The sequence below is a fragment of the Arthrobacter sp. KN11-1C genome (assembly GCF_052180225.1).
Lineage (GTDB): Bacteria > Actinomycetota > Actinomycetes > Actinomycetales > Micrococcaceae > Arthrobacter.
In genome coordinates, this window is sequence record NZ_CP197467.1 from 3183685 (window position 1) to 3210628 (window position 26944).

Annotated in this window: 20 protein-coding genes; 8 read left to right on the forward strand and 12 right to left on the reverse strand. The window is 64.2% G+C overall.

The features are described 5' to 3' along the window. The first annotated feature begins 36 nt into the window (after positions 1-36). Genes ACSBOX_RS14955 through ACSBOX_RS14965 form a run of 3 tightly spaced genes read left to right on the forward strand, consistent with a single transcriptional unit; the run spans position 37 to position 2928 of the window. The gene (locus tag ACSBOX_RS14955) at positions 37-882 is read left to right on the forward strand and encodes a COG1470 family protein (RefSeq protein WP_442543155.1); all 846 of its coding nucleotides are present in this window, start codon (positions 37-39) and stop codon (positions 880-882) included. A gap of 16 nt (positions 883-898) precedes the next feature. Continuing rightward, the gene (locus tag ACSBOX_RS14960; protein ID WP_442543156.1) at positions 899-1408 is read left to right on the forward strand and encodes a hypothetical protein; all 510 of its coding nucleotides are present in this window, start codon (positions 899-901) and stop codon (positions 1406-1408) included. After that, the gene (locus ACSBOX_RS14965; RefSeq protein ID WP_442543157.1) at positions 1405-2928 is read left to right on the forward strand and encodes an OmpL47-type beta-barrel domain-containing protein; all 1524 of its coding nucleotides are present in this window, start codon (positions 1405-1407) and stop codon (positions 2926-2928) included. The genes ACSBOX_RS14960 and ACSBOX_RS14965 overlap by 4 nt, the downstream gene beginning before the upstream one ends. A gap of 9 nt (positions 2929-2937) precedes the next feature. Here the strand turns inward: ACSBOX_RS14965 and ACSBOX_RS14970 are convergent, their stop codons facing one another. Both ACSBOX_RS14970 and mfd read right to left on the reverse strand, forming a co-directional pair. Further along, positions 2938-3744, reverse strand: coding sequence for a metal-dependent hydrolase (locus ACSBOX_RS14970; protein ID WP_442543158.1), 807 nt, complete (start codon positions 3742-3744; stop codon positions 2938-2940). A gap of 3 nt (positions 3745-3747) precedes the next feature. After that, complete coding sequence (gene mfd, locus ACSBOX_RS14975) at positions 3748-7473, reverse strand: transcription-repair coupling factor (protein WP_442543159.1); 3726 nt, start codon at positions 7471-7473, stop codon at positions 3748-3750. Between the two features lie 157 nt (positions 7474-7630). On the opposite strand from mfd, the gene ACSBOX_RS14980 reads away from it, so the two are divergent. From ACSBOX_RS14980 to nhaA, 3 genes are all read left to right on the forward strand, one after another. Next, positions 7631-8128: a DUF2505 domain-containing protein gene (locus ACSBOX_RS14980; protein ID WP_241707960.1), complete on the forward strand. Its 498-nt coding sequence runs from the start codon at positions 7631-7633 to the stop codon at positions 8126-8128. Position 8129: 1 nt separating this feature from the next. Then, positions 8130-8351 (forward strand): SCO4848 family membrane protein, encoded by a 222-nt coding sequence (locus ACSBOX_RS14985; protein WP_442543160.1) that lies wholly within the window; start codon positions 8130-8132, stop codon positions 8349-8351. A 181-nt stretch (positions 8352-8532) separates the two neighbouring features. Next, a complete protein-coding gene (gene nhaA, locus ACSBOX_RS14990; RefSeq protein ID WP_442543161.1) occupies positions 8533-9822 on the forward strand; it encodes a Na+/H+ antiporter NhaA in 1290 nt (429 codons plus the stop codon). Here the strand turns inward: nhaA and ACSBOX_RS14995 are convergent. The 6 genes from ACSBOX_RS14995 to ACSBOX_RS15020 all read right to left on the reverse strand — a co-directional run bounded on the left by ACSBOX_RS14995 (position 9819) and on the right by ACSBOX_RS15020 (position 17725). Further along, on the reverse strand, positions 9819-10808 hold the full coding sequence (locus tag ACSBOX_RS14995) for a glycosyltransferase family 2 protein (RefSeq protein ID WP_442543162.1): 990 nt from the start codon (positions 10806-10808) through the stop codon (positions 9819-9821). The genes nhaA and ACSBOX_RS14995 overlap by 4 nt on opposite strands. Beyond that, positions 10805-12343 carry a polysaccharide pyruvyl transferase family protein gene (locus ACSBOX_RS15000; RefSeq protein ID WP_442543163.1) on the reverse strand — a complete coding sequence of 513 codons (1539 nt, stop codon included), beginning with the start codon at positions 12341-12343 and terminating at the stop codon, positions 10805-10807. The genes ACSBOX_RS14995 and ACSBOX_RS15000 overlap by 4 nt, the downstream gene beginning before the upstream one ends. A gap of 537 nt (positions 12344-12880) precedes the next feature. After that, positions 12881-13018, reverse strand: coding sequence for a hypothetical protein (locus ACSBOX_RS15005; protein WP_171983394.1), 138 nt, complete (start codon positions 13016-13018; stop codon positions 12881-12883). 68 nt (positions 13019-13086) lie between these two features. Beyond that, complete coding sequence (gene sufU / locus ACSBOX_RS15010; RefSeq protein ID WP_442543164.1) at positions 13087-13602, reverse strand: Fe-S cluster assembly sulfur transfer protein SufU; 516 nt, start codon at positions 13600-13602, stop codon at positions 13087-13089. Beyond that, positions 13599-14933 carry a SufS family cysteine desulfurase gene (locus ACSBOX_RS15015; RefSeq protein WP_442543165.1) on the reverse strand — a complete coding sequence of 445 codons (1335 nt, stop codon included), beginning with the start codon at positions 14931-14933 and terminating at the stop codon, positions 13599-13601. Before ACSBOX_RS15015 ends, sufU begins: the two co-directional genes overlap by 4 nt. 137 nt (positions 14934-15070) lie before the next feature. Continuing rightward, positions 15071-17725, reverse strand: coding sequence for a LuxR C-terminal-related transcriptional regulator (locus ACSBOX_RS15020; protein ID WP_442543166.1), 2655 nt, complete (start codon positions 17723-17725; stop codon positions 15071-15073). Between the two features lie 387 nt (positions 17726-18112). On the opposite strand from ACSBOX_RS15020, the gene ACSBOX_RS15025 reads away from it, so the two are divergent. Further along, positions 18113-19303: a hypothetical protein gene (locus ACSBOX_RS15025; protein WP_442543167.1), complete on the forward strand. Its 1191-nt coding sequence runs from the start codon at positions 18113-18115 to the stop codon at positions 19301-19303. A 139-nt stretch (positions 19304-19442) separates the two neighbouring features. On the opposite strand, the gene ACSBOX_RS15030 is transcribed toward ACSBOX_RS15025, so the two are convergent. Both ACSBOX_RS15030 and ACSBOX_RS15035 read right to left on the reverse strand, forming a co-directional pair. Then, complete coding sequence (locus tag ACSBOX_RS15030; protein WP_442543168.1) at positions 19443-20825, reverse strand: glycosyltransferase family 2 protein; 1383 nt, start codon at positions 20823-20825, stop codon at positions 19443-19445. Then, the gene (locus ACSBOX_RS15035) at positions 20822-22231 is read right to left on the reverse strand and encodes a polysaccharide deacetylase family protein (protein ID WP_442543169.1); all 1410 of its coding nucleotides are present in this window, start codon (positions 22229-22231) and stop codon (positions 20822-20824) included. The genes ACSBOX_RS15030 and ACSBOX_RS15035 overlap by 4 nt, the downstream gene beginning before the upstream one ends. A 516-nt stretch (positions 22232-22747) precedes the next feature. Here ACSBOX_RS15035 and ACSBOX_RS15040 point away from each other — a divergent pair. Continuing rightward, positions 22748-23911: a chitinase gene (locus ACSBOX_RS15040; protein WP_442543170.1), complete on the forward strand. Its 1164-nt coding sequence runs from the start codon at positions 22748-22750 to the stop codon at positions 23909-23911. Positions 23912-24155: 244 nt separating this feature from the next. On the opposite strand, the gene ACSBOX_RS15045 is transcribed toward ACSBOX_RS15040, so the two are convergent. After that, entirely contained in the window at positions 24156-24599 is a 444-nt protein-coding gene (locus ACSBOX_RS15045) for a hypothetical protein (protein WP_241707973.1), read from the reverse strand. 448 nt (positions 24600-25047) lie between these two features. Further along, positions 25048-26895, reverse strand: a complete 1848-nt coding sequence (locus ACSBOX_RS15050; RefSeq protein WP_442543171.1) for an S-layer homology domain-containing protein — start codon at positions 26893-26895, stop codon at positions 25048-25050. Between the last annotated feature and the right edge of the window lie 49 nt (positions 26896-26944).

Genomic DNA, 26944 nt, shown 5'->3' on the forward strand with positions numbered 1-26944 from the left:
ACAGAAACCGCGCAGAACAACCCGGAGGAGCAAACGGTGCCGAGCATTCCGGAGTCATTCCACTCGCCGCTTCGCATCGTGCGAGCGGGAGCCAAAGTGCTTCTGGCGGGCCTCCTTTTGTTAACCCTCACATCGGGCGTCGTGCTCGCCGCCAGTAGCAATGGCAATGGAAACCAGAACACGCCAAAAACCATCACCTTGCAGCTTGCACCCACCAGCAGGTCCGCCACCCAGGGAACCTCGGCAAGCTACAACGTCGTTGTCCAGCCCTCCGGCGGGTTTGTCGGCAACGTCTCACTCTCGATCTCCGGTCTGCCGGCAGGAGCCAACGCATCGTTTTCGCCCACGGTGGTCGCCGTCGGGCCGGGATCCGCGTCAGCAACCCTCGACGTGTCCACCACTTCCGCCACACCTCTTGGAACGTACTCCCTGAGCCTCAAGGGGACCAGCGGAACGCTACAGTCCGCCGTCGTCGTCGTTTCCTTGACAGTGACCGCAGGGCAGCACCAACCGTTCACTATCTCAGGCGACCTCTCCGGGCTTCTGGCACCGGGCACTGCGATACCGATTAATCTTCAATTGACGAACCCGGGCAATTCCAGCCTTAATGTCACCGGCCTGACCGTTGCCGTTACGGGAGTCACCCGGACCGCCCAGGCCGTGGCGAATAACCGGCCGTGCAATCCGTCAGACTATTCCGTGACTCAATTCAGCGGCATTTATCCAATCTCTGCCCCGCCAGGGAATTCCTCGCTTTCCGGGAACGCAATTCCGTCGTCTCGATGGCCGCAGATAAGAATGCTGGACACTTCGCTGAACCAGGACGGTTGCAAAGGCGCAACCCTTCAGCTTTCCTACTCCGGAACGGGACAGGGCAATTGAGATGCGGGCACCTGACATGAATGCGAAGAGGTGGGTGAAGGCCGGCTCTTTGGCGGCAGCCAAAACAGCCGCGACGGTTGCCGTGCTGAGCCTGGTGCTGGGAGTCGGATCTGCCTACGCCTATTGGTCCACCATCGGAATTGGCAGCGGCTCGGCCGCCAGCGCCACCATGCAGACGGTGACCGTGGACGCCTTCGTCGCCGGTGACAGTCCCGCTTCCACTCTCATCCCGGGAGGTACCGCGGAAGTCATCGTCCGGGCAAGCAATCCAAACGCCTTCGCGGTGCAGGTGTACAGTTTCGCCTCCAATGGAACCCCGACGGCCGATGCATCCCACCCGCTGTGCACCACCACAGGTGTGACGTTCAACGCCCCGGTCGCTCCTTTCACGCCAACGGTGTCCATACCGGCGAATTCCTCCATTCTGATCACCCTGCCAGGGGCCGCATCGATGTCGACGGCCTCACAATCCAGCTGCCAAGGCGCTGTATTCCACCTTCCAGTGACGATGGCGGTCCGCAAATGAACAAGCCCCAGCACTCTGCAAGCCGCGGAAACAGGCACGCGCTCCGCCGTCGCGCGACGTGGACGCTCCTGGCCGTGCTCTTCATCTCCTGGGGCGGCCCGGCGGCGAATGCTTTCTGGCAATCGCTGAGCAGCAGCAATTTCGGCGCAGCCAAAGCCGACACGATGCCACAAGGCAGCACGCCGGCACGATCACTGAACGGTACAAATGTCACGGTCAGCTGGGCGGCCGTGGCCACACCGGGCGGACACGCAGTAGCGGGCTACACCGTGGCCCGCTACTCGTCTCCCTCCGGCGGCACTAAAGTCCCCGCGGGAGGAGGCTGCGCGGGTTCCGTGTCCGGCCTCAGCTGCATCGAACAAAGCGTGCCGGACGGAACCTGGTACTACGCGGTCACGCCCGTCATCTCCCTGTGGACGGGCACAGAAAGCGGCCGGAGCGCGGGTGTAGCGATCGATACGACGCCGCCCACCATCAGCGTCACCTCTATTTCCCCAACGCCGAACGCCGCGGGGTTCAACAACACCAGTCCGGTGACTGTGAACCTCAGCGCCGTGGACAACCCAGGCGGCTCCGGCGTCGCCAACATCAAGTACACACTCGACGGCGGCAGCACCCTAACCGTCAACGCGGCCACGGCGGCGGTGAGCGTCAGCGGCGAGGGTACCCATACGCTGAGCTACTCGGCCACGGACGCCGCAGGGAACTCCAGCACTCCGCAGACCCAAACGGTCAAGATCGATACCGTCGCCCCGGCTGCTCCCACGATCTCCGTACCGACGTACGTAAACATCGCCAACAAGAGCAATGTTCAAGTCACGGGCACGGCGGAGCCCGGTACCTCGGTAACCCTCACTGTCAGCGACGCAGGGTCGGCGCACACTGTGACCCAGACGGTCACCACCGGCGGATCGGGGGCCTGGAGTACCTCTGGACTGAACCTCGCAGCGCTCAATGATGGCACCACTTCGTACGGTGCGGTCGCCAAAGACGCGGCCGACAACACGGGTCCGGCGGCCACCGCGACTTCGGTCAAGGACACTTTGGCACCCGTAGTTTCATCCGTCGCCTTGGCCAACGGTGGCACGGCAAAAACAGCCGATGCCGGAGACACGCTCAGTATCGTCTTTTCGACGGACATGGACGCACACACCTTATGCAGCGGCTGGGACTCCACGTCCGCCACCCACACCGCAACCGGTACCGCCAGCATCAGCACCGGCGAGGTTTTGACGTTCGGCAGCACCACGTGCGCGGCACCGTCATTTGGCAGCGTGGCCTTAGTGGGCGGCTACAACACAAGCACCACGTCGCCTCTGAACTTCACAACGTCCACCATGACCTGGACCCAGTCCACCGGGACGCTGGTCATCACCCTGGGCGTGCCGGGTACGGGGGGTGGGACCGCGGGAACGAACGTCTCACCGAAGACCCCGGTTTACAGCCCGACGCCCGGCGCTGCGGACAAAGCAGGCAACCCGATCGGTACGATCACCTCCGGTGGCGCATCGAAGTTCTGAAATCCACCCTCATCCATCCACGCCGAGCATGAGGGCCAGGAGTGCCGGCCACTTGTTTCGGAGCAATGCCCACGCCGCCAGCCCGAATCCGACCATGGCATAGCCGCCCACGGGAATGAGGACCAGCCATTCCCGCCGCGAACCGGCCTTGCCGAGCAGCGGGATGGAGAAGGCGCCGTTGGATCGCCAGATCCCGCTGACCAGGGGCAGCTTGCGCCAGAACTTCGGCGGCTTGATGACGATGGGCCACAGCAGCGGCACTCCCCCGGTGGTGATCATGTCCCCCACAATGTGGACCACGACGCCGGTGAGCATGGCCAAGGGCAGCCAGCTCCACTGATGCGGAGCGAACCACGTGACGAGCCCGGCCATGGCCAGGGCAAAGACCCAGTTGGCGATCCACCCGGATTTCGGGAACAGCTTGAGTGCATTGGCGGCCAAATTGATCATGAACATGCACAAGAGCCCGGCCCCGATCGACAAACGGCCCACGGGAGTGTCCAGCTGGAACTGGGCAGCCATGGCGGCGAGCACCACGAAAGCCGAAGCGCCCAGCAGCGAATGGGTTCCCTGCCGGTGCCCTCCGCTGGCCTTCTCGATCCCGACGGCAATCACATTGGACAGCGGCGGCAGCGAGTGGGCGATGGTGCTTGAGCGGTGGTCCCAGTCGCACACCAAGGCAGTCCCCGCCGTCGTCATGGCGCCTATGAGGATTCCGGTGGCGTCCAGCGGGTACCAGCCCAGCGCGTACGGGCCGGTTGAAGCGATAGCTATCCACGCCGCGGCCCCGGACGCGGCGTGATGTCCTCCCATCATCGTTTAGCCTGCGGTCTGCGAAGCGGGCGCATTCGGCGAAGCCGCGAAGACAGCTTCGATCACGGTGTTGGCCCACTCCAGGATCTCGGCGTCCTGCAGGTCCCGGCCGCCGATCCTCGCCGTCTTCGGCTTGGGGAGCAGCACGGCGTCGAGGGCCGGCTTGATCTGCGAGCCCGGGTACATGCGGTTGAGCCGCATGACCTTGGATTCAGGCAGCTGGGCGGGCGAGAAACGGATGAAGTTTCCTTGGAGCGCGACGTCGGACAGCCCGGCTTCGCGGGCACCCACCCTGAAGCGGGCGACGGCGATCAGGTTCTTCGCGGGCAGCGGCGGCTCACCGTAACGGTCCACGAGTTCAGCCAGGACCTCGTCGATGGCATCGTTGGTGATGGCTGCGGCCAGTTTCCGGTAGGCCTCGAGGCGAAGGCGTTCGCCCGGCACGTAGTCGTGCGGCAGGTGGGCATTGACGGGCAGCTCGATCTTCATGTCGGCGGCCTTCTCCTCTGCCTCGCCGCGGTATTCGGCCACGGCTTCACCCACCAGCCGGATGTACAGGTCGAAGCCGACACCTTGGATGTGCCCGGATTGCTCACCGCCCAGCAGGTTGCCGGCGCCGCGGATTTCGAGGTCCTTCATGGCCAATTGCATGCCGGCGCCGAGTTCGTTGTGGGTGGCAACGGCTTTGAGCCGCTCGAGCGCCACTTCGCCCAGGGGCTTCTCGCTCGGGTACAGGAAGTACGCGTAGGCGCGTTCGCGGCCACGGCCCACGCGTCCGCGCAACTGGTGGAGCTGGGACAGGCCGTACTTGTCCGCGCCGTCCACGATCAGGGTGTTGGCGTTGGAAATATCCAGGCCGGTTTCGATGATGGTGGTGCAGACCAGGACGTCAAAGCGCTTCTCCCAGAAGTCCACGATGATCTTTTCCAGGCGGCTCTCGGACATCTGCCCATGCGCCACTTCGACCCGGGCTTCCGGGACGAGTTCCCGGATCTGGGCAGCGATGCGCTCAATCGAGGACACCCGGTTGTGGACGAAGAAGACCTGGCCTTCGCGCATGAGTTCGCGCCGGATCGCCGCGGAGGTCTGCTTGTTGGTGAACGGCCCGACGTACGTCAGCACGGGGTGCCGCTCCTCCGGCGGTGTGGCCAGCGTGGACGTTTCGCGGATGCCGGTGAGGGACATTTCCAAGGTACGCGGGATGGGCGTGGCGCTCATGGCAAGGACGTCCACGTTGGTGCGCATCTTCTTGAGGGCTTCCTTGTGCTCCACGCCGAAGCGCTGCTCCTCGTCCACGATCACCAGTCCGAGATCCTTGAACTCGAAGTCCTTGGACAGCAGGCGGTGCGTGCCAATGACCACATCCACGGAGCCGTTCCTGACTCCCTCTATGGTTTCCTTGGCTTCCTTCGCACCTTGGAACCGCGACAGCGGCTTGACGCGCAAGGGGAATCCGGAGAAGCGCTCGGTGAATGTCTCGTAGTGCTGCTGGGCGAGCAGCGTGGTGGGAACCAGCACCGCGACCTGTTTGCCGTCCTGCACCGCCTTGAACGCAGCACGGACGGCGATCTCGGTCTTCCCGTAGCCGACGTCTCCCGAGACCAGCCGGTCCATCGGGATTTCCCGCTCCATGTCGGCCTTGACCTCATTGATGGTAGTGAGCTGGTCCGGCGTCTCCACATACGGGAAGGCTTCCTCGAGCTCCCGCTGCCAGGGCGTGTCCGGCGCGAAGGCGTGCCCGCGCGAGGCCATGCGGGCCGAGTACAGCCTGATGAGCTCGCCCGCGATTTCCTTGACGGCCTTGCGGGCCTTGGACTTGGTGCTTGCCCAGTCCGCTCCGCCCATCTTGCTCAACGACGGCGTGTCGCCCCCGACGTAGCGGGTCACCTGGTCCAGCTGGTCCGTCGGCACGAAAAGCCGGTCGCCGGGGGCACCCCGTTTGGACGCCGCGTACTCGAGCACGAGGTACTCGCGAAGACCCGCGTCTCCGCCGGAGGGACCGGAGGAGGAGCCGGCCACCTTGCGCTGGATCAGCTCCACGAACTTGCCGATCCCGTGCTGTTCGTGGACCACGAAGTCACCGGCGTGCAGCTGGAGGGGGTCGACGGCGTTGCGGCGTTTGGAAGGCATGCGCCGCATGTCCTTCGTGGACCCGGCCGAGGTGCGGCCCAGGAGGTCCGCTTCCGTCAGCAGCCCCAGTTTGAGGCCGTCCAGGACAAAACCGCGTCCGACGGCGGCAGTGGTCACCTCGATGATTCCGGCCTGGGGCTCGTGGGCCAGGGATTCGACGCGGGAGCACGGGATATCGGCATCATGGAACAACTCGGCGAGACGCTGGGCGGGCCCAGGGCCATCCGTCGCCACCACGATGCGCCATTGCTCGCGGACGTGCGAGCCGATGAATTCGAGCATCTCCGCGACGTCGCCCTGGTAACCGCGCGGTTCGCGGGCGTGCAGGTTGAGGACGTCGATGTCGAGGACCAATTCCTCGTCCGTGGCCAAGGACGTGATGGACCACCAGGAGACACCGTGGGCCAGGGCTGCGCTCCGGGTATCCGTCAAGGATTGGAAGCTGGCCGTGTGCAACGCTGAAGCGGCTTGGGAGCCCAATACCGAGTCGAGATCGAGGGGCGCCGACCCGCCGTCGGACGCCGTGGACCAGGCTGCTTCGAGGAACTCCTCGTTGGTGGCCGCGAGGTCGTGCGCGCGGGTGCGGACCTTCTCCGGCTCAATGACCACACCGATCGAACCGGCCGGCAACTGGTCCACGAACGGCACCATGGCGTCCACCAGGACCGGAGCCAGGGACTCCATGCCCTCGACGGCGATGCCACCGGCGATCTTTTCCAACATGTCCGCGGCGGCCGGCAAGTCGGCCTTGAGCTTGGCCGCCCGGGACATGACCGACGGCGTGATGAGGATTTCCCGGCACGGCGGCGCGTGCAATTCGGTGGGGTGGTGCACGGCCGGGCCGGTGAGCGAACGCTGGTCTGCCACGGCAAACCAGCGCATCTGGTCCACCTCGTCGCCGAAGAATTCCACCCTGATCGGGTGGTCTTCGGTGGGTGGGAAAACGTCCAAAATACCGCCCCTGACGGCGAATTCACCGCGGTGGGTAACCATGTCCACGCGCGAATAGGCAGCGTCGGCAAGGCGGCGTACCACGTCGCTGAAGGGCATTTCCTGCCCCACCCTCAACGTCACGGGGACCAGTTCTCCGAGGCCCGCCACGACCGGCTGGACCACGGCGCGGACCGGCGCCACGACCACCCGCAGCGGCCCCGCCGTCGAGCTCTCCGGGTGGGCCAGGCGCCGAAGGACGGAAAGCCTGCGTCCCACCGTGTCCGAACGCGGGGAGAGCCTTTCGTGCGGCAGGGTTTCCCAGCTGGGGAAGGCCGCTACCGAGTCCGCGGGAAGGTAGGCAGCCAAAGCCGCGGTAAGGTCCTCAGCTTCGCGGCCGGTTGCCGTGACGGCCAGCACCACCGCGCTGTCGTCGGGATTCCGGGAGGCGAGGCCGTCGGCCATCTCTGCCAGCAGCGCAGCCCTCAAGCCTGCGGGGGCGCTGATCTGGTAATCGTTGCTGCGTTCACTGAACGTCCGCGAAGCCTCGGGCCTGACCCGCGAGAACGTCCGGTCCTCACCCAGGGCACGCCGCAATCCATCAAGGGATGCGACAGCAGCGGCAGGGCTGATTCCGGAGTTGACCGCTGACGGTTGGCCTTTGGGGCTCATTTGGCACTCCTCGGAAGAGGGAAGACGGATGGGGGAAGGCAGCACGAAAACCCGAAATTCTTTCGAATCCCGGGCCGTTCCTAGCCTACCCCGACCACACCGTAGGATGTTTGGGAGCCGCAAGAGCTTTCAACCGAGATATTCACGGAGGACCCCCATGGCCCTGAACGCATCCACCACCCTGCCCTACGGCGTCGACCGCGTAGCCGCTACTTTCATTGACGAAGACTTCCTGCGCCACACGAGCGAGTACGTCGGCGGCACGTTGGAATCATTCCAGATCGACGGCGACGTCGCCGGCGCCTTCACCACCACCACGGTCCGCACGCTGCCCACCACGCGCCTTCCGGAGATCGCCCGCAAGTTCGTGGGCGAGAAGCTCACCGTCACCCAGACCGAGAAGTGGGACGCCCCGACCGCCGACGGCTCCCGAAGCAGCAACATCTCCCTCAAGATCTCCGGCGCCCCGCTGGATGTCACCGCAGTGCAGCGCCTCGTGGCCGACGGCGGCAACACCCGCGTCGAGCTCGAAGGTGCCGTCACGTCGTCGGTTCCGTTCCTCGGCGGCAAGATCGCCGACGCAGCCGAACCGATGGTGGGCAAGGCCTTGAACATCCAGTCGCAGCAGGCCCAGGCCTGGCTCGAAAGCCACTAGCGTGCAGCTGGGAGCCGGGCTGTCGATCGTCCTGATCGTCGCGGGTGCGTGGTCCCTCATCGTGTGGCCACAGTTCCTGCGGCGTGTCATGGCGGACTCCCGTGCCCACGACGCCAACGGGAAAGCCACGAAGTTCCTCACGGTGCACGTCGTGTTGGTCACCATCTCCATGGTGCTCGGACTCGCGACGGCGGTCATCGGGATCGCGGCGCTGCTCACGTAACGCCCCTCCCGGCCCCAACTGACTCGCATTTGTTGTCGTTTTGACGCCTCATAACGACAACAACTGCGAGCCAGTTGGGGGCCCGGCGGGGTGGGTGACCCTTCGGGTAAAATAGAACACAGGTGCGCCGGGAAGTCTGGTCGGCATAGTTTTGTCGACCCCGCACTCCCCGAGGAGCCACATGGCGAACCGCACGCACCCCGCTGAGCCAACCAGGGTTTTCAGCCGTTCCAGTTTCCCCGAGTATCAGCGGATCTTGGCTATTCTGCGCACTGAAACCGTTGGCGGGGCACTCCTGCTCGCCGCCACGGTAGCCGCGCTCGTCTGGGCAAACTCACCCCTCGCCCAGGGCTACTTCGCGCTGCGCGACGTCAAAATCGGCTACGCCCCCTGGCATCTCGAATTGAGCCTGGGCCATTGGGCCTCCGATGGGCTCCTGGCCGTGTTCTTCTTCATTGCGGGGCTGGAGCTCAAGCGCGAATTCGTGGCCGGGGAACTGCGGAAGCCCGCAAAAGCGATCGTCCCGGTGGCGGCAGCAGTGGGCGGCGTGCTTCTTCCCGCGCTCATTTACGTGGTCATCAACCTCGGCTCAGGCCAGGAAACGCTCCGGGGTTGGGCCATTCCCACCGCCACCGACATCGCCTTCGCCCTGGCCGTCCTCGCGGTCATCAACACGCATTTGCCCGCGGCGTTGCGAACCTTCCTGCTGACACTCGCGGTGGTGGACGACTTGATTGCCATCGGCATCATCGCGTTCTTCTACTCGAGCGGCCTGGAGCCCCTCATGCTGCTGGCCGCCGCCGTGCCGTTGGCCCTCTTTACCGTTCTGGTCCAGAAACGCGTCCGGAGCTGGTACCTGCTGCTCCCCCTGGCCGCAGCCACCTGGGCCTTCGTCCATGCCTCGGGAATCCACGCCACCGTCGCGGGTGTCCTGCTCGGTTTCGCGGTGCCGGTCGTGGCCTCCGGCAAGAAAGGCGAGCCAGCGGCGGGGCTCGCCGAAAGCTTCGAGCACCGCTTGCGTCCGTTCTCCGCCGGCTTTGCGGTGCCTGTTTTCGCGTTCTTCTCCGCCGGGGTGGCTTTGGGCGGCGCCGGGGGCCTCGGAGCTGCCCTGCGCGACCCGGTGGCGATCGGCATCGTCCTGGCCCTCGTGGCGGGCAAGGCGGCAGGAGTCTTCGGCACCACATTCCTCATCACCAAGACCACCCGTGCGCGGCTCGATGACGGCCTCGGGTGGATCGACGTCGCGGGGCTGGCCATGCTGGCGGGCGTCGGTTTCACCGTCTCCCTCCTGATCGCCGAGCTGGGCTTCGGCTCCGGCTCTCCGCACGATGACCACGCGAAAGTGGCCATCCTCGCTGGTTCCCTCGCCGCGGCGGTGCTTGCCGCCGTCGTGCTCAAAGCCCGCAACCGGCACTACCGCCGGGTCACGCGGGAGGAACAACCGGACGACGGCGGATGGGCCGGCTTTTAGCGGTTGCCGCGCAAGAACCGGACGATCCTGCCGGTCAACCGGCCGGGACGCCTCGCAAGATCGGTAAAGCTCGTCCTGTTCAGGACGGTCTCTTCCAAGGACGCCATCCTTCGTCCGAGCTCGTCCACGCTTGAATGAATCCGCTCGGCCAATTCGCGCAATTCATGGATTGAGCCTTCTTGCTGGCCGTGCATCTGGGCCAAATAGAGCAAGGTTCCATATCCAGACTTGCCGGCCTCTTCGCGAAGGTAGACATCACGCACGTAGCGGTCGAACTTCTCGTGGTCATCGGCACCGGCTATGACGCTGTTTCCCATGTCGCCGCGCTCTGATGGTCGCTGGCACCAAAACGCGAGGGGCTCGCCGTCCAGCAGCTCGATAGGGAACGCTGAGAGGAACCGAAGATTGAACTCCCAGTCGCCCACCGCGTCCAACGCTTCGTTGTAGCCCCCGATCCGCTCGTGGACAGCACGGCGGTAGAGGAAGGAAATCGGGACCACACGATTGCTGCGAAGCATGTCCGACAGCGTGATCGCCCGAAGCTCACGCTCAAAGCCTTGGGAACCGGTCTGCTCGATGACTCCCCCGCGGACCTCCTCATAGACGATGTCCGTGCGGACAGCCACGCCCTGGGCCTGCGGCGTCCCGTCGAGGAACCCCACGGTCTTCTTCAAGAAGTCCCTGTGCCAACGATCGTCGTCGTCGTGAATGGAAATGAACTCCGAAGCGCTTGCTTGGATTCCCGCGTTGGACGCAGCCTCCATGCCTTTGCTGGCCTCATGGTGGAGGATCGTCAGCTTGCCGGCGGGAAGGTGGTCCCAGGTCCTGGCGAGCGCATCCACGGGAACGGGATCCCCGCCGTCGTTCACGACGACCACCGCAACATCCTCGAAGGACTGGTCAAAGATGTCCTCGAGCGCGCGGCGCAGGAGGACCGGTCGGTTCTTCGTGCGGACGACGACGGCTACGCGGGCCTGGGCGTTCATCGACGGCCTCCTGCAGCACGGCGCAGCACGCCGGCGCCCCGGCGCAACAGGGAAGCGGCCCTGAACGATCGTGATCGCACTATTCGTTCATTTTCTTCCATCACTTCATTCCGTTCATGCACCAGTAGATCGCGTTGCGAGCGGACATCGTCCCACTCCGTCCAGAGGCTGGCGATTCCGCCGCTCAAGGCACGGAACTGGCCGCGTTGTCCCCTGGCCTGCGTGGCCCATTCCGAGTCCGATCCAAGCGTCACGACGTCCCCCAGCCCCTTTGCTGCCTCGGCATCCGTTGCCGAGAAAATGCTTGCGACGGCGTCCCACCAGTTCTCGTGAACTGCGCGTATCCCGGGACGCAACGATTCGAGGTGCTCACGGATTTCCGCGCGCCTCGCCCAGGCCTCAGCGATGGCGTGGTCGAAACCACCGATGTCGAGGCTGCTCAGCGGCAACGCCCAGTCCTGCACGCCCCAATTGCCCATGGCTCCGTGCAGTCTCACGTCCGAATAGGAGTCATTCGCGAGCGCAACCACGGGCACGCCGGCCGCGAGGCCGAAGACCACAGGGTGGTAGCGGTTTGTCAGCACCAGCTCCGCTGCCACGGTCAATGCCGCGGCTGCGGGGGCCGGAAGGACGGGGCATACGTGAATCCGGCCGTTCCGGGAGTGTGCCACAACGGTCTCATGGGACTCGTGGTCACCACCCTGGCCATCGTGGCCCAAAGGGCCCACATGCGGGATCAGGTACACGGGAAGCCCGGTCAGCTCCACGGCCCGGTCCAATACTTCTCCCAGTTTCGCGAGGCTGCGGGTTCCGTCCCGCCAGGATTCCGGACCGAAGGTCGCTGCGATGAAGGGGCCGCTCGGAGGCTCGAATTCCTCCGCCGCCGGATCCTTCAGGCCTGCCGATCCGGGTGCAACCCCAAGCGTTCCGGGCGGGACCAGGAAGCTGGCATCGTCCAGTACCCGGGTCAGTTTCCCGGAATCCAAGCCCATCTGGAAGCCCAACGCGTAGGAGGACGGCTCCCGCGCGCCAACCAATGCTGCGTAATCCAGGAGTTCGTGAAGAACGTGCTGATCCTGGGGCAACAGCGTGGGACCAAAGGTCTGGCCGCTCACAACCAAGGGCTTGCCCAGTTCCTTTGCGATAAGGCCCAGTGCCGCGCGTTCATAGAGCAACCATCCATACAAGGAATTCATGTTGCCGCCGCCGGCGATCAGCACGCCGTCGGCCGACTTCACCTCGTCGATGACCTGCCACACGGAATCTTCCGGGGGCAAGGCAGTCCGGTCTCCGCGGGCGGCCCGGCGGACGAGCTCCAAGTGCTTGCTGCGTTCGGCGGGCGGCCAAGGGAACACCAAGGTGCCTATCGCGTCCGTGCCGTAAAGTTCCCTGGTCTGTCCCGGGTCACGAGTGAGGAGGACGATTCCGGCGTGCAACCGGGCTCGAAGCTCATCGGCCGCGGCGATTGCCATCGCCTCGTCACCTACGTGGTAGGCCACCTGGCCCAGATCGCCTTGCACCAGAATCTTCAACACTCGGTCCTTCCCTAACGGCACGCAGCGGCTGCATTGGCTTGAGGCCTAAGCACTTCCGGATGCGCTGAAACAGCCTATCGTTCTTCTCCAGGGATCTCCGAACCGCAGTGATTCCCGGGGTTTTGAGTGCTGTTACCCAGGAAATGCCCTGCTGGGAATGATACGAGTAGCCGATATTTCAATTGGAGTAATGAGCTGTTCAAGTAGGGTGGTTGGCACGCTGTTTGGGCGGAATCGGCAGGAATACCTTGCTGATATGGACGCGAATAGTATGGAACGAGTGTGGCATGGGGCCCACAGGAAAGCCCACGAGAAGAACTGGTCATTGATCTTTGTTTGGGCAATTCTCGGTATCATGTCAATTTCGGTGCTCATCGCAGCGGTACCCAAATGATGCGATGACTAGGCCAACGGTACAAAAAAAGCTCGGACCGGTTTTTGCGGGTCCGAGCTTTTCTTTTCTTTGTTCGTCCGTTTTCCAACGTCATATAGCCAGCCGTGAACGACGCAGCGTGGCTGCGTTGGAGCTTCCGGCTTCTACTGCACCAGCCCCGCGACGGCGGCAAGGATGGTCGCCGCGACGAGGACGAGCAACATTCCCACAACCACGAACTCCGCCCGGCGGACCCGATGCTGGCTCCGGCGCCATTCGCGCCTGCTCTCCAAGGTAATCATGCTTCGAGGCTAGGTCCGGCCAAGTGCCCGAAATAGAGTGGACGCTACTCGACCTTCGGTCCCGCGCATTAGAGAGCCCGGGACACCCCTTGGCTCGCCTCGGCCTGGCGCAGTGCGTCCTCCGCGGCAACCCATGCGAGCATGGCGCACTTGACGCGGGCAGGGTATTTGGCCACCCCGGCCAGGGCGGCAGCATCCTGGAGCAATTCCTCATCCGCTTCCAGCTTGCCGCGCGAACGCATCAATTCCCTGAAGTGATCGATCGTGTGGCGAAGGGACACCGGGGACATGCCCGGTGCCATTTCACTGAGTATGGACGCGGACGCCATCGAAATGGCACAACCGTCACCGTCCCAGTGGATTTCGGTGACGGTTTGTCCGTCCCCGTCGGTGCCCAGGCTCAGCCGGAGGGTAATTTCGTCTCCACACACGGGATTGAGCTGGTGGCTCTGTCCCGTCCCACTCTGTCCCGTCCCATTCTGTCCCGCGTCCGCCGCGTCCGGAAGCTTGGCAAGGTCTCCCCCGCTGCGGGCCTTGGAGTGCTCCAGGATCAGCTGCTGGTACAGGGAGTCCAGGCCGCTCATGATGCGGCTCCGGCAGCGGTTACCCCAAAGTAGGGCCTGACCTGGGCAACGGCCTCAATGAACATGTCGACTTCTTCGGATGTGGTGTACAGGTAGGTACTGGCCCTCGTGGTTGCGCTCAGGCCCAGCCTGCGGTGCAGTGGCTGGGCGCAATGGTGGCCCACCCGGACAGCGATGCCCAGGTTGTCGAGGTACTGCCCGACGTCGTGCGCGTGCACTCCGGCGACGTCGAACGCGGCAAGCCCGGTCCGTTCTTCCCCCTGCCCGGGTCCAAGCACACGCACGCCGTCGATGGCGCTGAGGCCCGTGACAAGCTTTTGGCCGAGCTCCGCCTCGCGTAGGGCAATCCGGTGCATTCCCGTTTCACTGAGGTAGTTTGCGGCGGCGGCGAGGGCCACGGCCTGAGAAATAGGCTGGGTTCCGGCCTCGAAGCGTTGCGGGGCCGGCAGGTACCGGGCTTCTTCCATGGTCACCGTGGTGATCATGGAACCGCCCGTCAGGAACGGCGGCATGGCATTGAGCAATTCGCTGCGCCCGTAGACCGCGCCGATCCCCGTGGGCCCCAGCATTTTGTGGCCGGAGAAAACGGCGAAGTCCACGTCCAGGGCCTTGAAGTCCAAAGGCAGGTGCGGCGCGGACTGGCAGGCGTCCAGGACCACCAAGGCGCCTACCTCGCGTGCCATCCGGACCAGCACGTCCACGGGGTTGATGTTGCCGAGCACGTTCGAAGTGTGGGTGAAGGCCAGGATCCTGGTGCGCGCGGTCATGAGGCGCGCCGCTTCCTCAAGGCGCAGCGCACCGGCGTCGTCAATGGGGATGTACTTGAGTGTCGCCCCGGTCCTCCGGCACAGCTCCTGCCAAGGGATCAGGTTGGCATGGTGTTCCATTTCGGTGACAAGCACTTCGTCGCCCGGTTTCAAGGCGAAACGCTCGGCGCCGCCGGCGGCCCCATCCACGCTGGCGTTCGACAACGAATAGGCCAGGAGGTTCAGGCCCGCTGTGGCGTTGGCGGTCCAGATCAGTTCATCGTCCTGCGCGCCCACGAAACGTGCCACGGTGGCACGCGCGTCTTCGAAGGCGTCCGTCGCCTCTACCGCAAGGTGGTGCGCGCCGCGATGGACGGCTGAGTTCCGCTGCTCATAGAATTCCTGCTCGGCCTCAAGCACGCTCCGGGGGTTCTGCGAGGTGGCTCCGGAATCGAGGTAGATCAGCGGTTTGCCATTGATTTCCTGCTCAAGAACGGGGAAGTCGTTGCGGATGCGACGGACTTCATCGTCATCGAGTGCGGAAACCTGGGCATCTCCCCACGCGGGGGTGGAAACCATTGTCAAAACCGGTGCTCCTTGTCAGGACTACGTGTTGTTGGGACTACGTGGCAGTCACGAGCGGCTGACCGCCAGGAGTGGCGGCTCACCTAGTAATTGTCCCACCAAACGGCTTCGCTGCCTTCATCCCGGGAGCGACGGCCCTACTCCTCCGGCTTCGCCAACTCGTCCCACAGTTCGGAAAGCTTCTGCCTGCGCGAAACTCCGAGCTTGCCGTAAACCCGCTGCAGATGGGCGTTGACCGTGTTCACGGCGATCCCCAACCGGGCAGCGACTTCCGCGCTACTCAGCCCGGAGGCCACCAACGCGGTCACTTCGCGTTCACGCTGGGAAAGCTTGACGACGCCGGGAAGGACCGAGGATCCGGCCTCCGGACCGGCCGGGTGGGGCTCGTCAAAAACGAAGGCCTCCTCCTGCTCGGTCGCTTGCTGGGCTTCTCCCATGCTTACCTGTCCTGTTCCCATTTCCTGTCCCGCTTCCTGTCCGGACGGCATGCCGGACTCGACACTCCACACCAGCTCGGACACTCCCGCCCCCAGCTGCCGGTATCCCCGGCTACCGGTGCGGGCGGCCAGGCCGAGATTCAACATTTCAAGCGCCCGGTGTCCCTTCTTGGCGGCGGAACCGGCAAGTTGGATGAGTTTCCGGTGCGAGTGTTCCGTACCAACCAGCACTGACCGGGCGGCCGACGAATAGCTTTCGGCGAGCTGCGAAGCAAGATAGTTCCCGCCGCTGGCCCGCGAATCGTAGGCTGCCAGGGCGCGACGCACCTGGTTGACATCGCCAAGCAACCACGCGGCCGCGGCAAGTCCTCCGAGGGCCGGTGGCAAGAGCCCGTCGGGGTCGGCTTCATCCAGCCGCGCCTTGGCCTGGCGGAACTGTTCGCACGCCAGTTCCAGGCTCCCCTGCCTGGCAAGGACAAGCGCCCTGTAGAGATGCGCAGACCCACCGAAGTAGCTCATCCGGTTGCTGTAGCTGGAACTACCGGCGCAGAACATTTCGGGGCCGCCCCATTGCCCCCGCCAGATCAGATTGGAGCCGTGGATGGTCAGCACGGTCGAGTGGAAGTCCACGGGGCACCGCGGCAGCCGCCCGACGGCCTCGAGGGCCAGTGTCGAGAGCGCGACGGCGTCCGCGAACCGTCCGCTGACGGCGAGCCCTTGCGAGACGAGCGCCATCAAGAGCACTCCGGCCTGGGTCGGCGGCGATGGATGGCCTTCTGTACGCAATCCAGGGTCGACCAATTGGCTGTGGCAAAGCCTTTGGAACAGCTCGCCATTGCCTGAAGGCCAGCTGCCGTTCTGGGCGTCCAGGTACAGCTGGAGGACATCCAGTTCGTCCCGGACGGCCGCATAGTCCGCATGGGCCGGCTCGCCCTGCTGGATGCCGACGGCGGCAGCCTCCAGCCGCCGTCGGGCATCCTGGAGGACCGCCTGCAGCACGCTGGCCCCGGGCGACGTCGGCAAAAGCGCATGCAGCAGAAGCCACACCGCGTGGGCGAAATCCACGGTCAGGACGTCGGGGGTGTTTACCACCAAGCCCTTGAGGACGGTCACGGCCCCGGGGAAATCCCTAGTCTGGTAGAGCGCCCTCGCCAGTTCCACACCTGCAAGCAGTGCGAGTTCGGGCGCCTTCACGGCCTCGGCGGCCCGCCGGGCCCTTCGGTTGTCGTGAATATCGTTTGCGGCGATGGCCACGGCCAGAAGGTCGGCGTCGGGGACCGGCAGACCACTTGCCTGTTCGAGGTCCACGCGACGGAACAACGCCCAGAGCGAGTCCTCGGCAGCGGGTGCGGACGTCACGTAGATGCTCCGGTGAAGTTCGAGGATCCGGACGGACCCCAGCTGCTGCCGGGCCAGTCTCCCCTCGATGGCGTGGCTCAGCGTCGCGGTCTCCAGGCTGTCTTTTTGGATGCGGATCGTTCCGTCGGCCCGCAGCGCGTCGATCGCGCGCTTTTGGACAAGTTGCCCAAGGACCGCCAGGGGTATCGGCTCCCCCACGGCGAGAAGGTCCACAACCTGCCGCTGTGGCACGGAATAGCCCTCAAGGCGGTGGCGGGTCAGCTCGAGCGCTTGTGAACCGTCCAGGCGGATAGGTCCGGACAACATCCAGGAATCGGCCTGCTCCACGATCTCGCCACGCGCTGCGGCTTCGTCCAGAAGCAGCTTCGCGGTCTGCAGGTTGCCCCCGGTGAGGGCATGGATGTCCCGGACGAGGCTGCGGGCAGCGTGGCCGCCGAGGCGATCATCAAGGAATTCGCGAAGCTGCTCCTCCGTGAGATCGTCCAGCGTCACAACGGACAGCTGCCGCGAAACCACGGACTCCATGAGTTCCATCCTCAACGGCCGGTCCGAGCGGTGGGTGGCAATCAGGCGGATGTCCGGTTCGACAAGCAGCTGGCTCAAGAGCCAAAGGGACATGTCATCCAGGAAATCGATGTTGTCCAGCACCAGCAGGGCAGGAGATCCGGAGGTCGCAGCGCCGCGCACCGCCTTCCGGCAGGCCGCCACGATGGAACCGGGCCACACCTTGGCCCTGGCCGGCAGGTCCGGAACAAGCGCCATGGCGATTCCAAAAGGAATGTCCGCGAAAGACTCCGAGACGTTGTGGGCGATCACGCTGAAGGATCCGCCCAGCACCGAAGCCGCGGCGTCCAAGAGGGTGGTCATTCCTGAGCCGCCCGGTCCCGAGATGACCATCCCGGCCGGTTCCGGCCCTGACAAGGCAACGACAATCTCCTGGAGCTCGGCTGCCCGAATGATCGGGGGCGAGGTGTGGGTCCCTTCGGTATCGTCCATGGTCCTGTCTCATCTTCGGGCCGCCGGACACACGTTCCTGACGGCTGTGGCACGGACCGGTGTCATTTCCACACGTTACCTCCGGGTTTCAGTCCTGGATTGAGTGGTAACTACTTGGTTTTCCGGGGCTACTTGCATGAAATATTCCCGCTCCACGCGGCCCTCGACGAGGTCTCCGCGGCGGCTCCACGGAGCCTCCACGGAGCCTCCCGGCGAGGGTCCCGGCGAGGGTGCCAAAGCCTCGCTTCCAGCCCGCGCCTTCCGCCGGATTTGCATCCGCTGTTACCGCCCTGTGATCTGACTGTGTAAGCTGGTGCCGCAAGAGTAAGTTCCGGCTGGCTACTTCTGGGGAGTTGAAGCGCAGCCGATTCCCGTAACAACTCTGTCGTGACACACCATTTGGCCGTGTACGACGCTGCGGCATTTTCGCCTGCAGATCGCCTTATCCATGCCCAGGTCTCGTATGTCTATGTCCCCAACAGATATGTCACCCAAAATATGAAACACCTGATCACAGCACTTGTCGCCGTGGCGCTCCTTGCCTTCGGCGGGTTCGCCACCATCTCCGCTGTCCAGTCCTCGCACAAATCCTCCTACCAGGCCGGAGACCGCTCTTCGAGCACGAGCACGCGGGCAACCCCCGCACCTTCCGCCTCCTCCACTCCCAAGGCCACGCCGGCGCCGACGTCGACGCCCACGCCCAGCAACGTTCCGGCCTCGACGCCGTCGAGCAAGCCCGCCCCGTCGACGCCCGCTCCGGCCACAACAGCCGCCAGCGCGCCCGCCCCCACGGCAGCGCCGCTGCCTGTCACCGGGACCTACCCGCTGCACACCAACATCGTGAGCACCACCTTCTGGGTAGGCGAGATCTTCAATGCCAGCCTTTCGGACGGCTCCCAGGTCTGCTCCACCTACAACGGCCAGTGGGCTTTGCAGCACACCGGCGTCAACATGGGAACCACTCCTTCCAGCGCGAGCGGTTGCCCCGGCAGCACGTACGGCGGTTGTGACGGAGTCAGCTCCGGCACCGGCACGAACTTCACCTGCGCCACGGAACAACGCGTGGCCAGCAATGGATACTTCCCGCTGCACCAGCCCAAGCCTTTGCAGAACCCGTTCTACCTGGATCTGCCGTACGACGACGTCAATGACAGCGTCGCGTTCGCCCAGCGTTGCAATGTGATTCCCTGGGCCGCCGCGGACAACGCCAAAACAGGCGTCAACCACTGCGCGGACTCGAGCTACAGCTACATGAAGAACGCTTGGGTCCAGATCACCGGCCCCAATGGCGGCGTGTGCTACGGACAGGTTGAAGATGCCGGTCCTTCCAGCGGCTCCCTCTACCACGATTCCGCCTACGTATTCGGCGCGAACAACGCCCGTCCGGCCAACAAGTCCTTCTCCGGCGACCCGAGCCAGGGTGCGGGCATGGATGTGTCCCCTGCCCTGAACGGTTGCCTGGGCTTCGCTGAGCTGAACGGCGACAATGACCACGTTTCGTGGCGCTTCGTTGACCGCGCCAGCGTCCCGGCCGGTCCGTGGCTCAACGTTGTCACCACGTCCGGAGTCACCAACTAGCGCAACACGCGTTTCCCGGAGCCCTTAAGGTCGACAAGACACCGCGGACTCCGGAAATGTCGGACGCCCATGTCGCACAGCCGCAAAGGCTGTGCGGCATGGGCGTCCGTGTGTCCGCTCACTGTGCGCGGGCAGTGTCCTAGCCGGTCCGCACGACGGAAGGCCCCGGCGTCGCGATCTCCTGGGATTGGCGTTGGATTCTCCGGACCGGGCTGACCCAGACTCCCGAGGAACTCGACGAGTACGCCTTCGGCAAGACCTGGAGGCAGATGACCGCGTCCAGGATCCGCATCAGCGGAAACAAGGGAGCCATCAACAAGAAGCGCGGGTTGCGCATCGAAACAGCGGCAAGGACCGTCAGGAAGAGGTCAGGCAGGAAGACGCCAATCAGGACGTCCTGGGGCCGCAGGACCCCCGACAGGAAGACAAAGACGTCCGATCGATTTCCAAAGATCCACACCTCTACGGCCGCGAGTGACGACAGCAGGAAGGCCGGCACCAGAAGCACGAAGAAGAGGCAGCTGGCCACGAGCTCAACAATGTACAGCCCCAGGACAAACCAGAATCTGCTGAATTGCAGGCCGTGCCGGCGGACGGTCTGCCAGAAGCCGAGGATCCACCGCCGCACCTGCTTGATGTAGTCCTTCAGGTTGTCCGGATCCTGGGTGTACGCAACGGCGGCGGAGGGATGGAACGCAATCCGTCCCAGTTTTTTTGCATGGATCTCAAACGTCATGTTGAAGTCTTCGATCACCAGTCCTGGCGCCAGGACCTCTATTTTCGCGAGCGCACTGGTTCTGTACATGCTGGCGAATCCAGGCACTATGGAGACGACGTTGGCGCCGCGGGCTGCCTGCCCGTATTTGAGCAGCAATTGGACCACGATGTACAAGCGCTCCCGGTAGGCCACCAGGAAGCGGCCGATCGCCGTCGGAGGCGCCGGGCTCATGATCGACTTCGCGCGTCCCGCGACGGCAACCACGGTGGGATCGTCGAACAGCGGGAGCCCCGTTTCGAGGTAATCCGGCGTCGGGCGGGTGTCCGCGTCCAGGAGCATGACCACCTTGAACCGCTTGCAGAGATCGAAATGGGCGATGCCCGCTGCGAGCGCTCCGGCCTTGCCACGGTTCGGTTCAAGGTCCAGGACCTTCACCCCGGCGGCCCGCGCAATGGCTGCGGTGTCGTCGGTGGACATGTCCGAAACGACGTGGATGTTGCGTCGGGGAACCAAAGCGGACGCGGCGAGTATGGTGTCCTTGATGACCAAGGCCTCGTTGTGGGCGGCCACGAGGACCGCGACATTCGACGGGGAGATACGCACTCCCTTCGAACGATGGCGGGCCCGTTGACGTCGTGGGATCGGCGCCTTGCGGCCGCGCAGCATGGCGATCCAACCGAGGATCCGGTAGGACAGGCCGCGGGCACGCCACGACTCCTCACCGGCCAGACGGACCAGCCCGGCAACAGCCCAGAAGATCGTGCTGACCCCCAGGACCAAAAAGATCGAAAGCAGAACTATCACGGCGACGGAGCTCCCACTGTGTCGTACATTTCGTAATCATCGGTAGCAAGCTGGCCATCACTGAAGAGGTTCATTCCAAAGCTGATGGCCTCGGCTCCTGCCGGAACGGGCGGCGTATCCCAGACTGCCTGCTCGTAACTGGTGTTGGCCGCGAACCACGGACTGGCTGTCCAATAGGTCCACGTGCCCAGCTTGTTGCGGTAATACACTTCGAATTGTGTCTTCGCGGTGGACTGGTACCACGCCCTGAGTGAATAGCTGTGGCCCGTGCTCACGCTCGGAGCACAGGCGCCGAGATCGAGGACAGGAAGCAGTTTGGCGTCACCGGACGCGTATTCGGTCACGTCCAGGCGGCGGGCCACCGCGCCGGTGTGTCCCGGGGTCAGGGTGCTCAGGACCACGGCGTTCTTGCCGTAGGACGACACCTGCCAGCACTGCGGCAAGCCATACTTTCCAGCGATCTCCAGCCCCGGGTTCCGAATGGCGTTCTGTCCTGGTGCTGCCGGCGCGGCCACGGGACCGTTCACCACCGGTTTCGCCACGCCGCCGACCACGTCATGGACAGTGCGCACGGCCATGGTCCCCTGTTGGGTCTTGGCCGCCAGCCACGTCGCGAACTGCTCGAACAACGCGGGGCTGATGGAGCGGGGACTGCCGCTGTTGTCGACGTCGTAGAAGGTGAGCTGCAACCAGCCTCCGGCCTTTTCGGCTTGCGCAACGGTCGCCTCAAGGTCTGCCAGCGTCCAGTTGCTGCCGACCTCCGATGTTGCCCGTGTCCGGAAGGGATCTGCAGGGCGGACAGTTTCTACTGCCGCGCAACCCACGCAGTCAACCGGGGTGGTGATCTCGCCGAGGCCCCGCGCGCTGTTGTAGCCGCATGCAGCCACCAATTCCTCCGACTTCGGCGTCGACGCCGCGAACGGATAGGCAAAGGAAGTGACCTTGAAGCCCCAGTCCGTAAGGTTCGCCCGATCGTTGCAGATCTGCCTCGACGCTTCATCCGGCTCCACCGAAGTCACATCGGCAAGGGTGACTGTATGTCCGCCGATTTCATTCTGGTCCGCGGCAAGGCTGTGGAGATTGTCCGCTGTCATGTAGTCGGGTGCGCCGACAAAGCCCGAGTCGATGAAAAACGTGCCCCGGAGGCCGTGCTCCTTCAAGATCCGGGCCGCCTCCATCTGGCTTGCGCGGCCCGCGTCAAACGTCAAGCTGACGGACGAGAGCGGCTCGGCTGAAGCCGTGGGGCTGTTCGCGGACCCGCCGACCGGAACTTGGTTTCCGTTGATCAGGGATGTGGCGCCTGTCAGCAGGAGCAGCACCGACACCCAGGAGACAGCCCATAGGCCTGCCCGTTTCCTCGACGTGCGGACCGGGCCGGATGCGATGTCCTTCCCCCGGGCACTCATCGCCAACCCGCGCTGCCGGTTTTCCTGAAGGGGCCGGTGGCGACTGGGGGAAGCCTCGGTCTCAAAGGCTTATTCACCACCGGCCCCCGCTCAGGGGCCCTCTCTGCGAGGGCGCGCTGCCGTCGGGCAGCTCCATCAATTGGCGCTGGGTCCATGGGAGGGACCGTGATGGATCCCCCAAAAGCAGGCTCGAACTCCAGGCAAACGCCTTCTCGGATTAATCCGCCGTGTCCTGATGCCGCTCGGACCAGAGCGTCCGTTTCCATTGTGAGACCTGTCTTTCCCCCGTTGCCCTCAACCAACTGACAGCATCAGCCTATGAATCAGGGCGACGGCGGACACGAGTAGCCTCTACCCGTCTTTACACTCAACCTTGACGTCCGGACAACGCCACTACTCGTCCGCTACGCGTCGAAACCACCGGGATAAAACCCGGGTGCGAGCAGGGGCGAATCCGATCTGTTCGTGGTCAAATGGTGCAATCAGGGCAGTCGGGGTTAAGGATGGCGGGAGAGCGTGTCCAGGAAACAGGCAAGCGGCACCCGCGTTGCGGTCGGGGCGCGCGTCGGGCGGGCGGTCCGTGGCTTGTCCGCCCCAGCCAATGGACCCCGCCGCCGGCTGTCAGCTTTCGCCCGGGCCTGCATTGCCGCGGTCCTTGTGGTGGCGGGGATGGGAGGCATCCTCGTGTGGCGGTTTACGACGGACGCAAACGGCTCCCTCGAGCCCCCATGGTTTTCCGGCTACGTCGACGTCACCGTGGTCCCCCAGTACGCCTTCGAGACACCTGCGGGCGAGGGCACCAAGAATGTCACCCTGGCGTTTGTGGTGGCATTGGCTGGGCAGGCGTGCACACCGAGTTGGGGTAGCACGTACAGCCTCGATGCGGCGAAGACGTCGCTCAAGCTTGAGGACCGGATCGCCAAGCTGCGGTCGAATGGCGGCGCCTTCGCCGTGTCCTTCGGCGGTTCAGTGAACAGTGAGCTCGCCAACTCGTGCCAGAACGCAGCAGATTTGGAAAGGGCCTACCGGGCCGTCCTGGAGCGCTACAACCCCGCAACCATCGACTTTGACATCGAAGGCGACAACCTGGCGGACAGCGCAGCCTGGCAGCGCCGAGCCTCAGCCATCGCGGCCCTCCAGAAGGAGCGGATCAAGGAAGGGCACGCCCTGTCAATTTGGCTGACCCTTCCGGTCACCCCGCAAGGACTGACCGACGCCGGAACCTCGGCCGTTGACCAGATGCTCGCCGCCGGGGTCCAGCTGTCCGGCGTCAACATCATGACCATGAACTACGGTTCAAGCCGGAGTCCATCGCAAAGCATGCTCGACGCCGGAACGTCGGCTGCCCAGTCCACCCACGATCAGCTCAGCATCATCTATCAGCGCGCAGGGACGACCCTCAACAGCGAGCAGATCTGGGGAAAGATGGGATTGACCCCCATGATCGGCCGGAACGACCTCCCGGGCGAAGTCTTTGACCTTAATGCCGCCCGGGGATTGAACTCCTTCGCCATTAGCAAGGGGGTTCAGAGAGTGTCCATGTGGTCCCTCAACCGGGACATGTCGTGCCCGCAGGACACTCCGGAGGACACGGCCAGCCACGTGTGCAGCGGCATCGATCAAGGAACCCAACGCTTCTCCGATGTGTTGGGGGCGGGATTCCGCGCCAAATTGCCGTGACCCCGCAGATCAACCCGTAGGCGGGTCAACCGCGCAGGCGGTCGAACCACAAGCCGGTCGAACCACAAGCCGGTCGACCGGTGATCATGCCGGGCCGGGACGTTCCGCCCTGCCCTGGTTCTTGGCTTCGGCCGGCCGGGCGAGATGCCGGCCGTTGCCGTGCCGGAACAGCTTCTTGAGCCACTGCATTGATACCTCCAGTTTTCGAGGGACTGTTTGTACCGGATTGCTTGGACGGCCCGGCCTACTTCACTTGGCTTACCGTGACGATGTTGAGCCATGGGCCCGCCGGAACTTGGTCCCGTGGCACGAACTGCCAGTCGACTTTGTCCGACTCGCCATCAAGCTCGGAGAAACCGAGGCACCCGTTGAGCGCAGGTGAGACATCCATGCCGGCTCCGTTGAAGTTCTTGTTGGCCGGACGCGCATCATTCGAACCGAAAACGTAGTCCTTGTCGTGATACTGGCCCGGACCGGCATCTTCGATCTGTCCGTAGCATTCGCGGTTGCCCAGCCGGATCCTGACCCATTGGTTCTTCATGTAGCTGAAGGAACGGTTCTGGGCATTGCCCGCGAAACCAGGGTCGTTGGCCCAGGGGATGACGCTGGCCCGTTCTGCAAAGGCGACGGGATCGTTGACGTCGTCAAAAGGAAGATCGAGGTAGAACGGGTTCTGCTTCGGAGTCATGCTGGTTGGCGCGAATCCTTTGGCCGGCGTTCTCGCCTCGGTCTGGCAGCCGTTCGTCACCACACCATCACAGCCTCCGTAGCTCTGCATCCATTGGGAGTCGTAGGTCGATACCACTTGGCTGCCATCCGCCGCGTTGGGATCAAAGATCTCACCGACCCAAAAGGTCGTGGACACAATCCCGGTGTGCCAGGGATATCGGCTGGCTGATTGGCTTGGACCCGGCGCCGGACCAGGTCCAGTGCAGGCCGCCGTCAGCAGGGCCAGGGAAAAAGCACAGCAGACTGCTGGGCGGTTCCAACGCTTGACCGTCGATTTCGCCGTATTCACCATTCACTCCCCTAGGGGCCTTTCTCGGGTGCTTCTCGCAGTGTACGTGGCCTTGGGTGGGGGTTCACCGGAAATTGCCTGGGAAACCCCGCCCGCCATCCCTCAGGACGAGCCGCCGTCAGCCTTTAGGGAAATCGATGTTGTAGCGATACAGGAAAGCAGCCATGGCGTCGCGGTTGATGGCGGTGGTTGGCCTGTACGTGCCATCCGGGAAGCCGGTGGTGATGCCTGTGGACGCCAACCACCGGATCTCGTTGTAGAACGGAGCGCCCACCGGTACATCGGAGAAGGGCGGTGCGTTCGCCGGCACGGCGGGACTGCCCTTGATGCGGTAGAGGAACGCGGCCATCGCGGCCCGGCTGACGGCTTCACCAGGGTGGTAGGTTCCGTCCGGGTAGCCTTTCGTGATCCCTGTTGAAGCCAGCCACCGGATCTCGTTGTAGAACGGAGCACCGGGAGGAACGTCGGAGAAGGTGGGAGCATTCGCCGGCACCGCAGGGCTTCCGGAGAACCGGTACAGGAACGCAGCCATGGCATCGCGGGTGATTGAGGTGAGGGGACGGTAGGTGTTGTCCGGCCAACCCTGCGATATCAAATTGTTCGATAGCCAACTGATCTCGTCATAGAAGGCCGAGGTAGGAGTGACATCGGTGAAATGCTTGATGCCTGCACTGTCATAGAGTTCGAAATCATCCGTGGTCAGTGTGCCGTTGCCGAGCAGGTTCAAGCCCAAACTGATGGCCGAAGCACCGGCGGGAAGTACCGGCGAGGTCCAGGTGGCATGGGCCCAGGAGGTGGATGCCGGGAAATACGGGCTGGCGGTCCAATACGTCCAGGTGCCCAGCCCGGTGCGGTAATACAGTTCGAATTGAGTGGTGGTCGTCGAGGTATACCAGGCCTTCATCTCGTAGGTGTGGCCGGGGGTAGCACTCGGCGCGCACTCGCCCAAGTCGAGGGTAGGCAAGAGCTTGGCGTCCCCGCTGACATAGGCGGACATCAGGAGCTGTTCGGCGTGGGTCCCTGTGGTGCCTCCATGGCCGGGAGTTACCGTAGTGAAGGTCGCCGTGTGGCTGCCATAGCTGCCTTGGGCCCAGCACTGCGGTAGTCCAGAGGCCACCGGCCCGGCGGTTTCCATGCTGGCGTTCTTCACGAGGTTCCCCGCGGTGACGGGCGGCGGAGCGGCCGGCCCGGCGACAACCGGCTTGGACGCTCCGCCCAGTGTCTCTTGCACCGTTTGGACGGCGATCCGCCCGGCGGCCTTCTCCGCGGCCAGCCACTGTACATACTGGGTGAAGAGCGCGGTGGATACCGTCAGCGGATCGGCGATTCCCGACGTCGGATCGATGCCGGTGCCGATGTGGTGGAACGTCACTTGGACCCAGCCGCCGCCCGGCTCGGCCTTGGTGACCAGGTTCTGCAGATCGGTCAAGGTCCAGGTGTTGTCCACTTCGTCCGGGGCCTTCGTGTCATAAGGATCGGCCGGAGGAAGGGTCTCAGCGAATCCAAGTCCGGCGCTTCCTGGCACAACGCTTTCAAGGTCTCCGAGCCCGCGGGCGCTGTTGTAGCCGCACGCCGCAACAGTGCTCTCCACCGCAGGGGTGAGGGACGCGAAGGGGTACGCGAAGTTGGTGACCGTGAATCCCATGTTGGTGAGATTGACCCGGTCATTGCAGATCTGGCGTTTGACCTCGTCCGGACCCATTTGGGCCAGGTCCGGGTGGGTGACGGTGTGGCCGCCTATCTCGTTGCCGTCCGCCTGCAACGCCAGTGCTTCCTGCGTTGTCATGTAGTTCGGAGCATTGAGGAAGCCTGACGGCGTAAAGAACGTCCCTTTGAGCCCGTTGCTTTTGAGGATGGCCGCAGCGGGGATCTGGTCCGCGTTGGCGTCGTCGAACGTCAGGGTGATAATGGTGTTTGGCGCGGCGTGGGCGGCCGGTACCGCTATCCCGAAAACAGACGCTGACATCAAGACGCTCAGAACTCCGGCGAGCCAACGCGATTTTCCCGCAGGGCTC

Excerpts from the sequence above, each read along its gene's own strand:
- ACSBOX_RS14970 (WP_442543158.1), bottom strand. The coding sequence starts at position 3,744 with ATGATGGGAGGACATCACGCCGCGTCCGGGGCCGCGGCGTGGATAGCT.
- sufU (WP_442543164.1), bottom strand. The coding sequence starts at position 13,602 with ATGAGCGGCCTGGACTCCCTGTACCAGCAGCTGATCCTGGAGCACTCC.
- ACSBOX_RS14965 (WP_442543157.1), top strand. The coding sequence starts at position 1,405 with ATGAACAAGCCCCAGCACTCTGCAAGCCGCGGAAACAGGCACGCGCTC.
- ACSBOX_RS14980 (WP_241707960.1), top strand. The coding sequence starts at position 7,631 with ATGGCCCTGAACGCATCCACCACCCTGCCCTACGGCGTCGACCGCGTA.
- ACSBOX_RS14995 (WP_442543162.1), bottom strand. The coding sequence starts at position 10,808 with ATGAACGCCCAGGCCCGCGTAGCCGTCGTCGTCCGCACGAAGAACCGA.
- ACSBOX_RS14960 (WP_442543156.1), top strand. The coding sequence starts at position 899 with ATGAATGCGAAGAGGTGGGTGAAGGCCGGCTCTTTGGCGGCAGCCAAA.
- ACSBOX_RS15035 (WP_442543169.1), bottom strand. The coding sequence starts at position 22,231 with ATGAGTGCCCGGGGGAAGGACATCGCATCCGGCCCGGTCCGCACGTCG.
- ACSBOX_RS15050 (WP_442543171.1), bottom strand. The coding sequence starts at position 26,895 with ATGTCAGCGTCTGTTTTCGGGATAGCGGTACCGGCCGCCCACGCCGCG.
- ACSBOX_RS15045 (WP_241707973.1), bottom strand. The coding sequence starts at position 24,599 with ATGACTCCGAAGCAGAACCCGTTCTACCTCGATCTTCCTTTTGACGAC.
- ACSBOX_RS15020 (WP_442543166.1), bottom strand. The coding sequence starts at position 17,725 with ATGGACGATACCGAAGGGACCCACACCTCGCCCCCGATCATTCGGGCA.
- nhaA (WP_442543161.1), top strand. The coding sequence starts at position 8,533 with ATGGCGAACCGCACGCACCCCGCTGAGCCAACCAGGGTTTTCAGCCGT.
- ACSBOX_RS15005 (WP_171983394.1), bottom strand. The coding sequence starts at position 13,018 with ATGATTACCTTGGAGAGCAGGCGCGAATGGCGCCGGAGCCAGCATCGG.
- mfd (WP_442543159.1), bottom strand. The coding sequence starts at position 7,473 with ATGAGCCCCAAAGGCCAACCGTCAGCGGTCAACTCCGGAATCAGCCCT.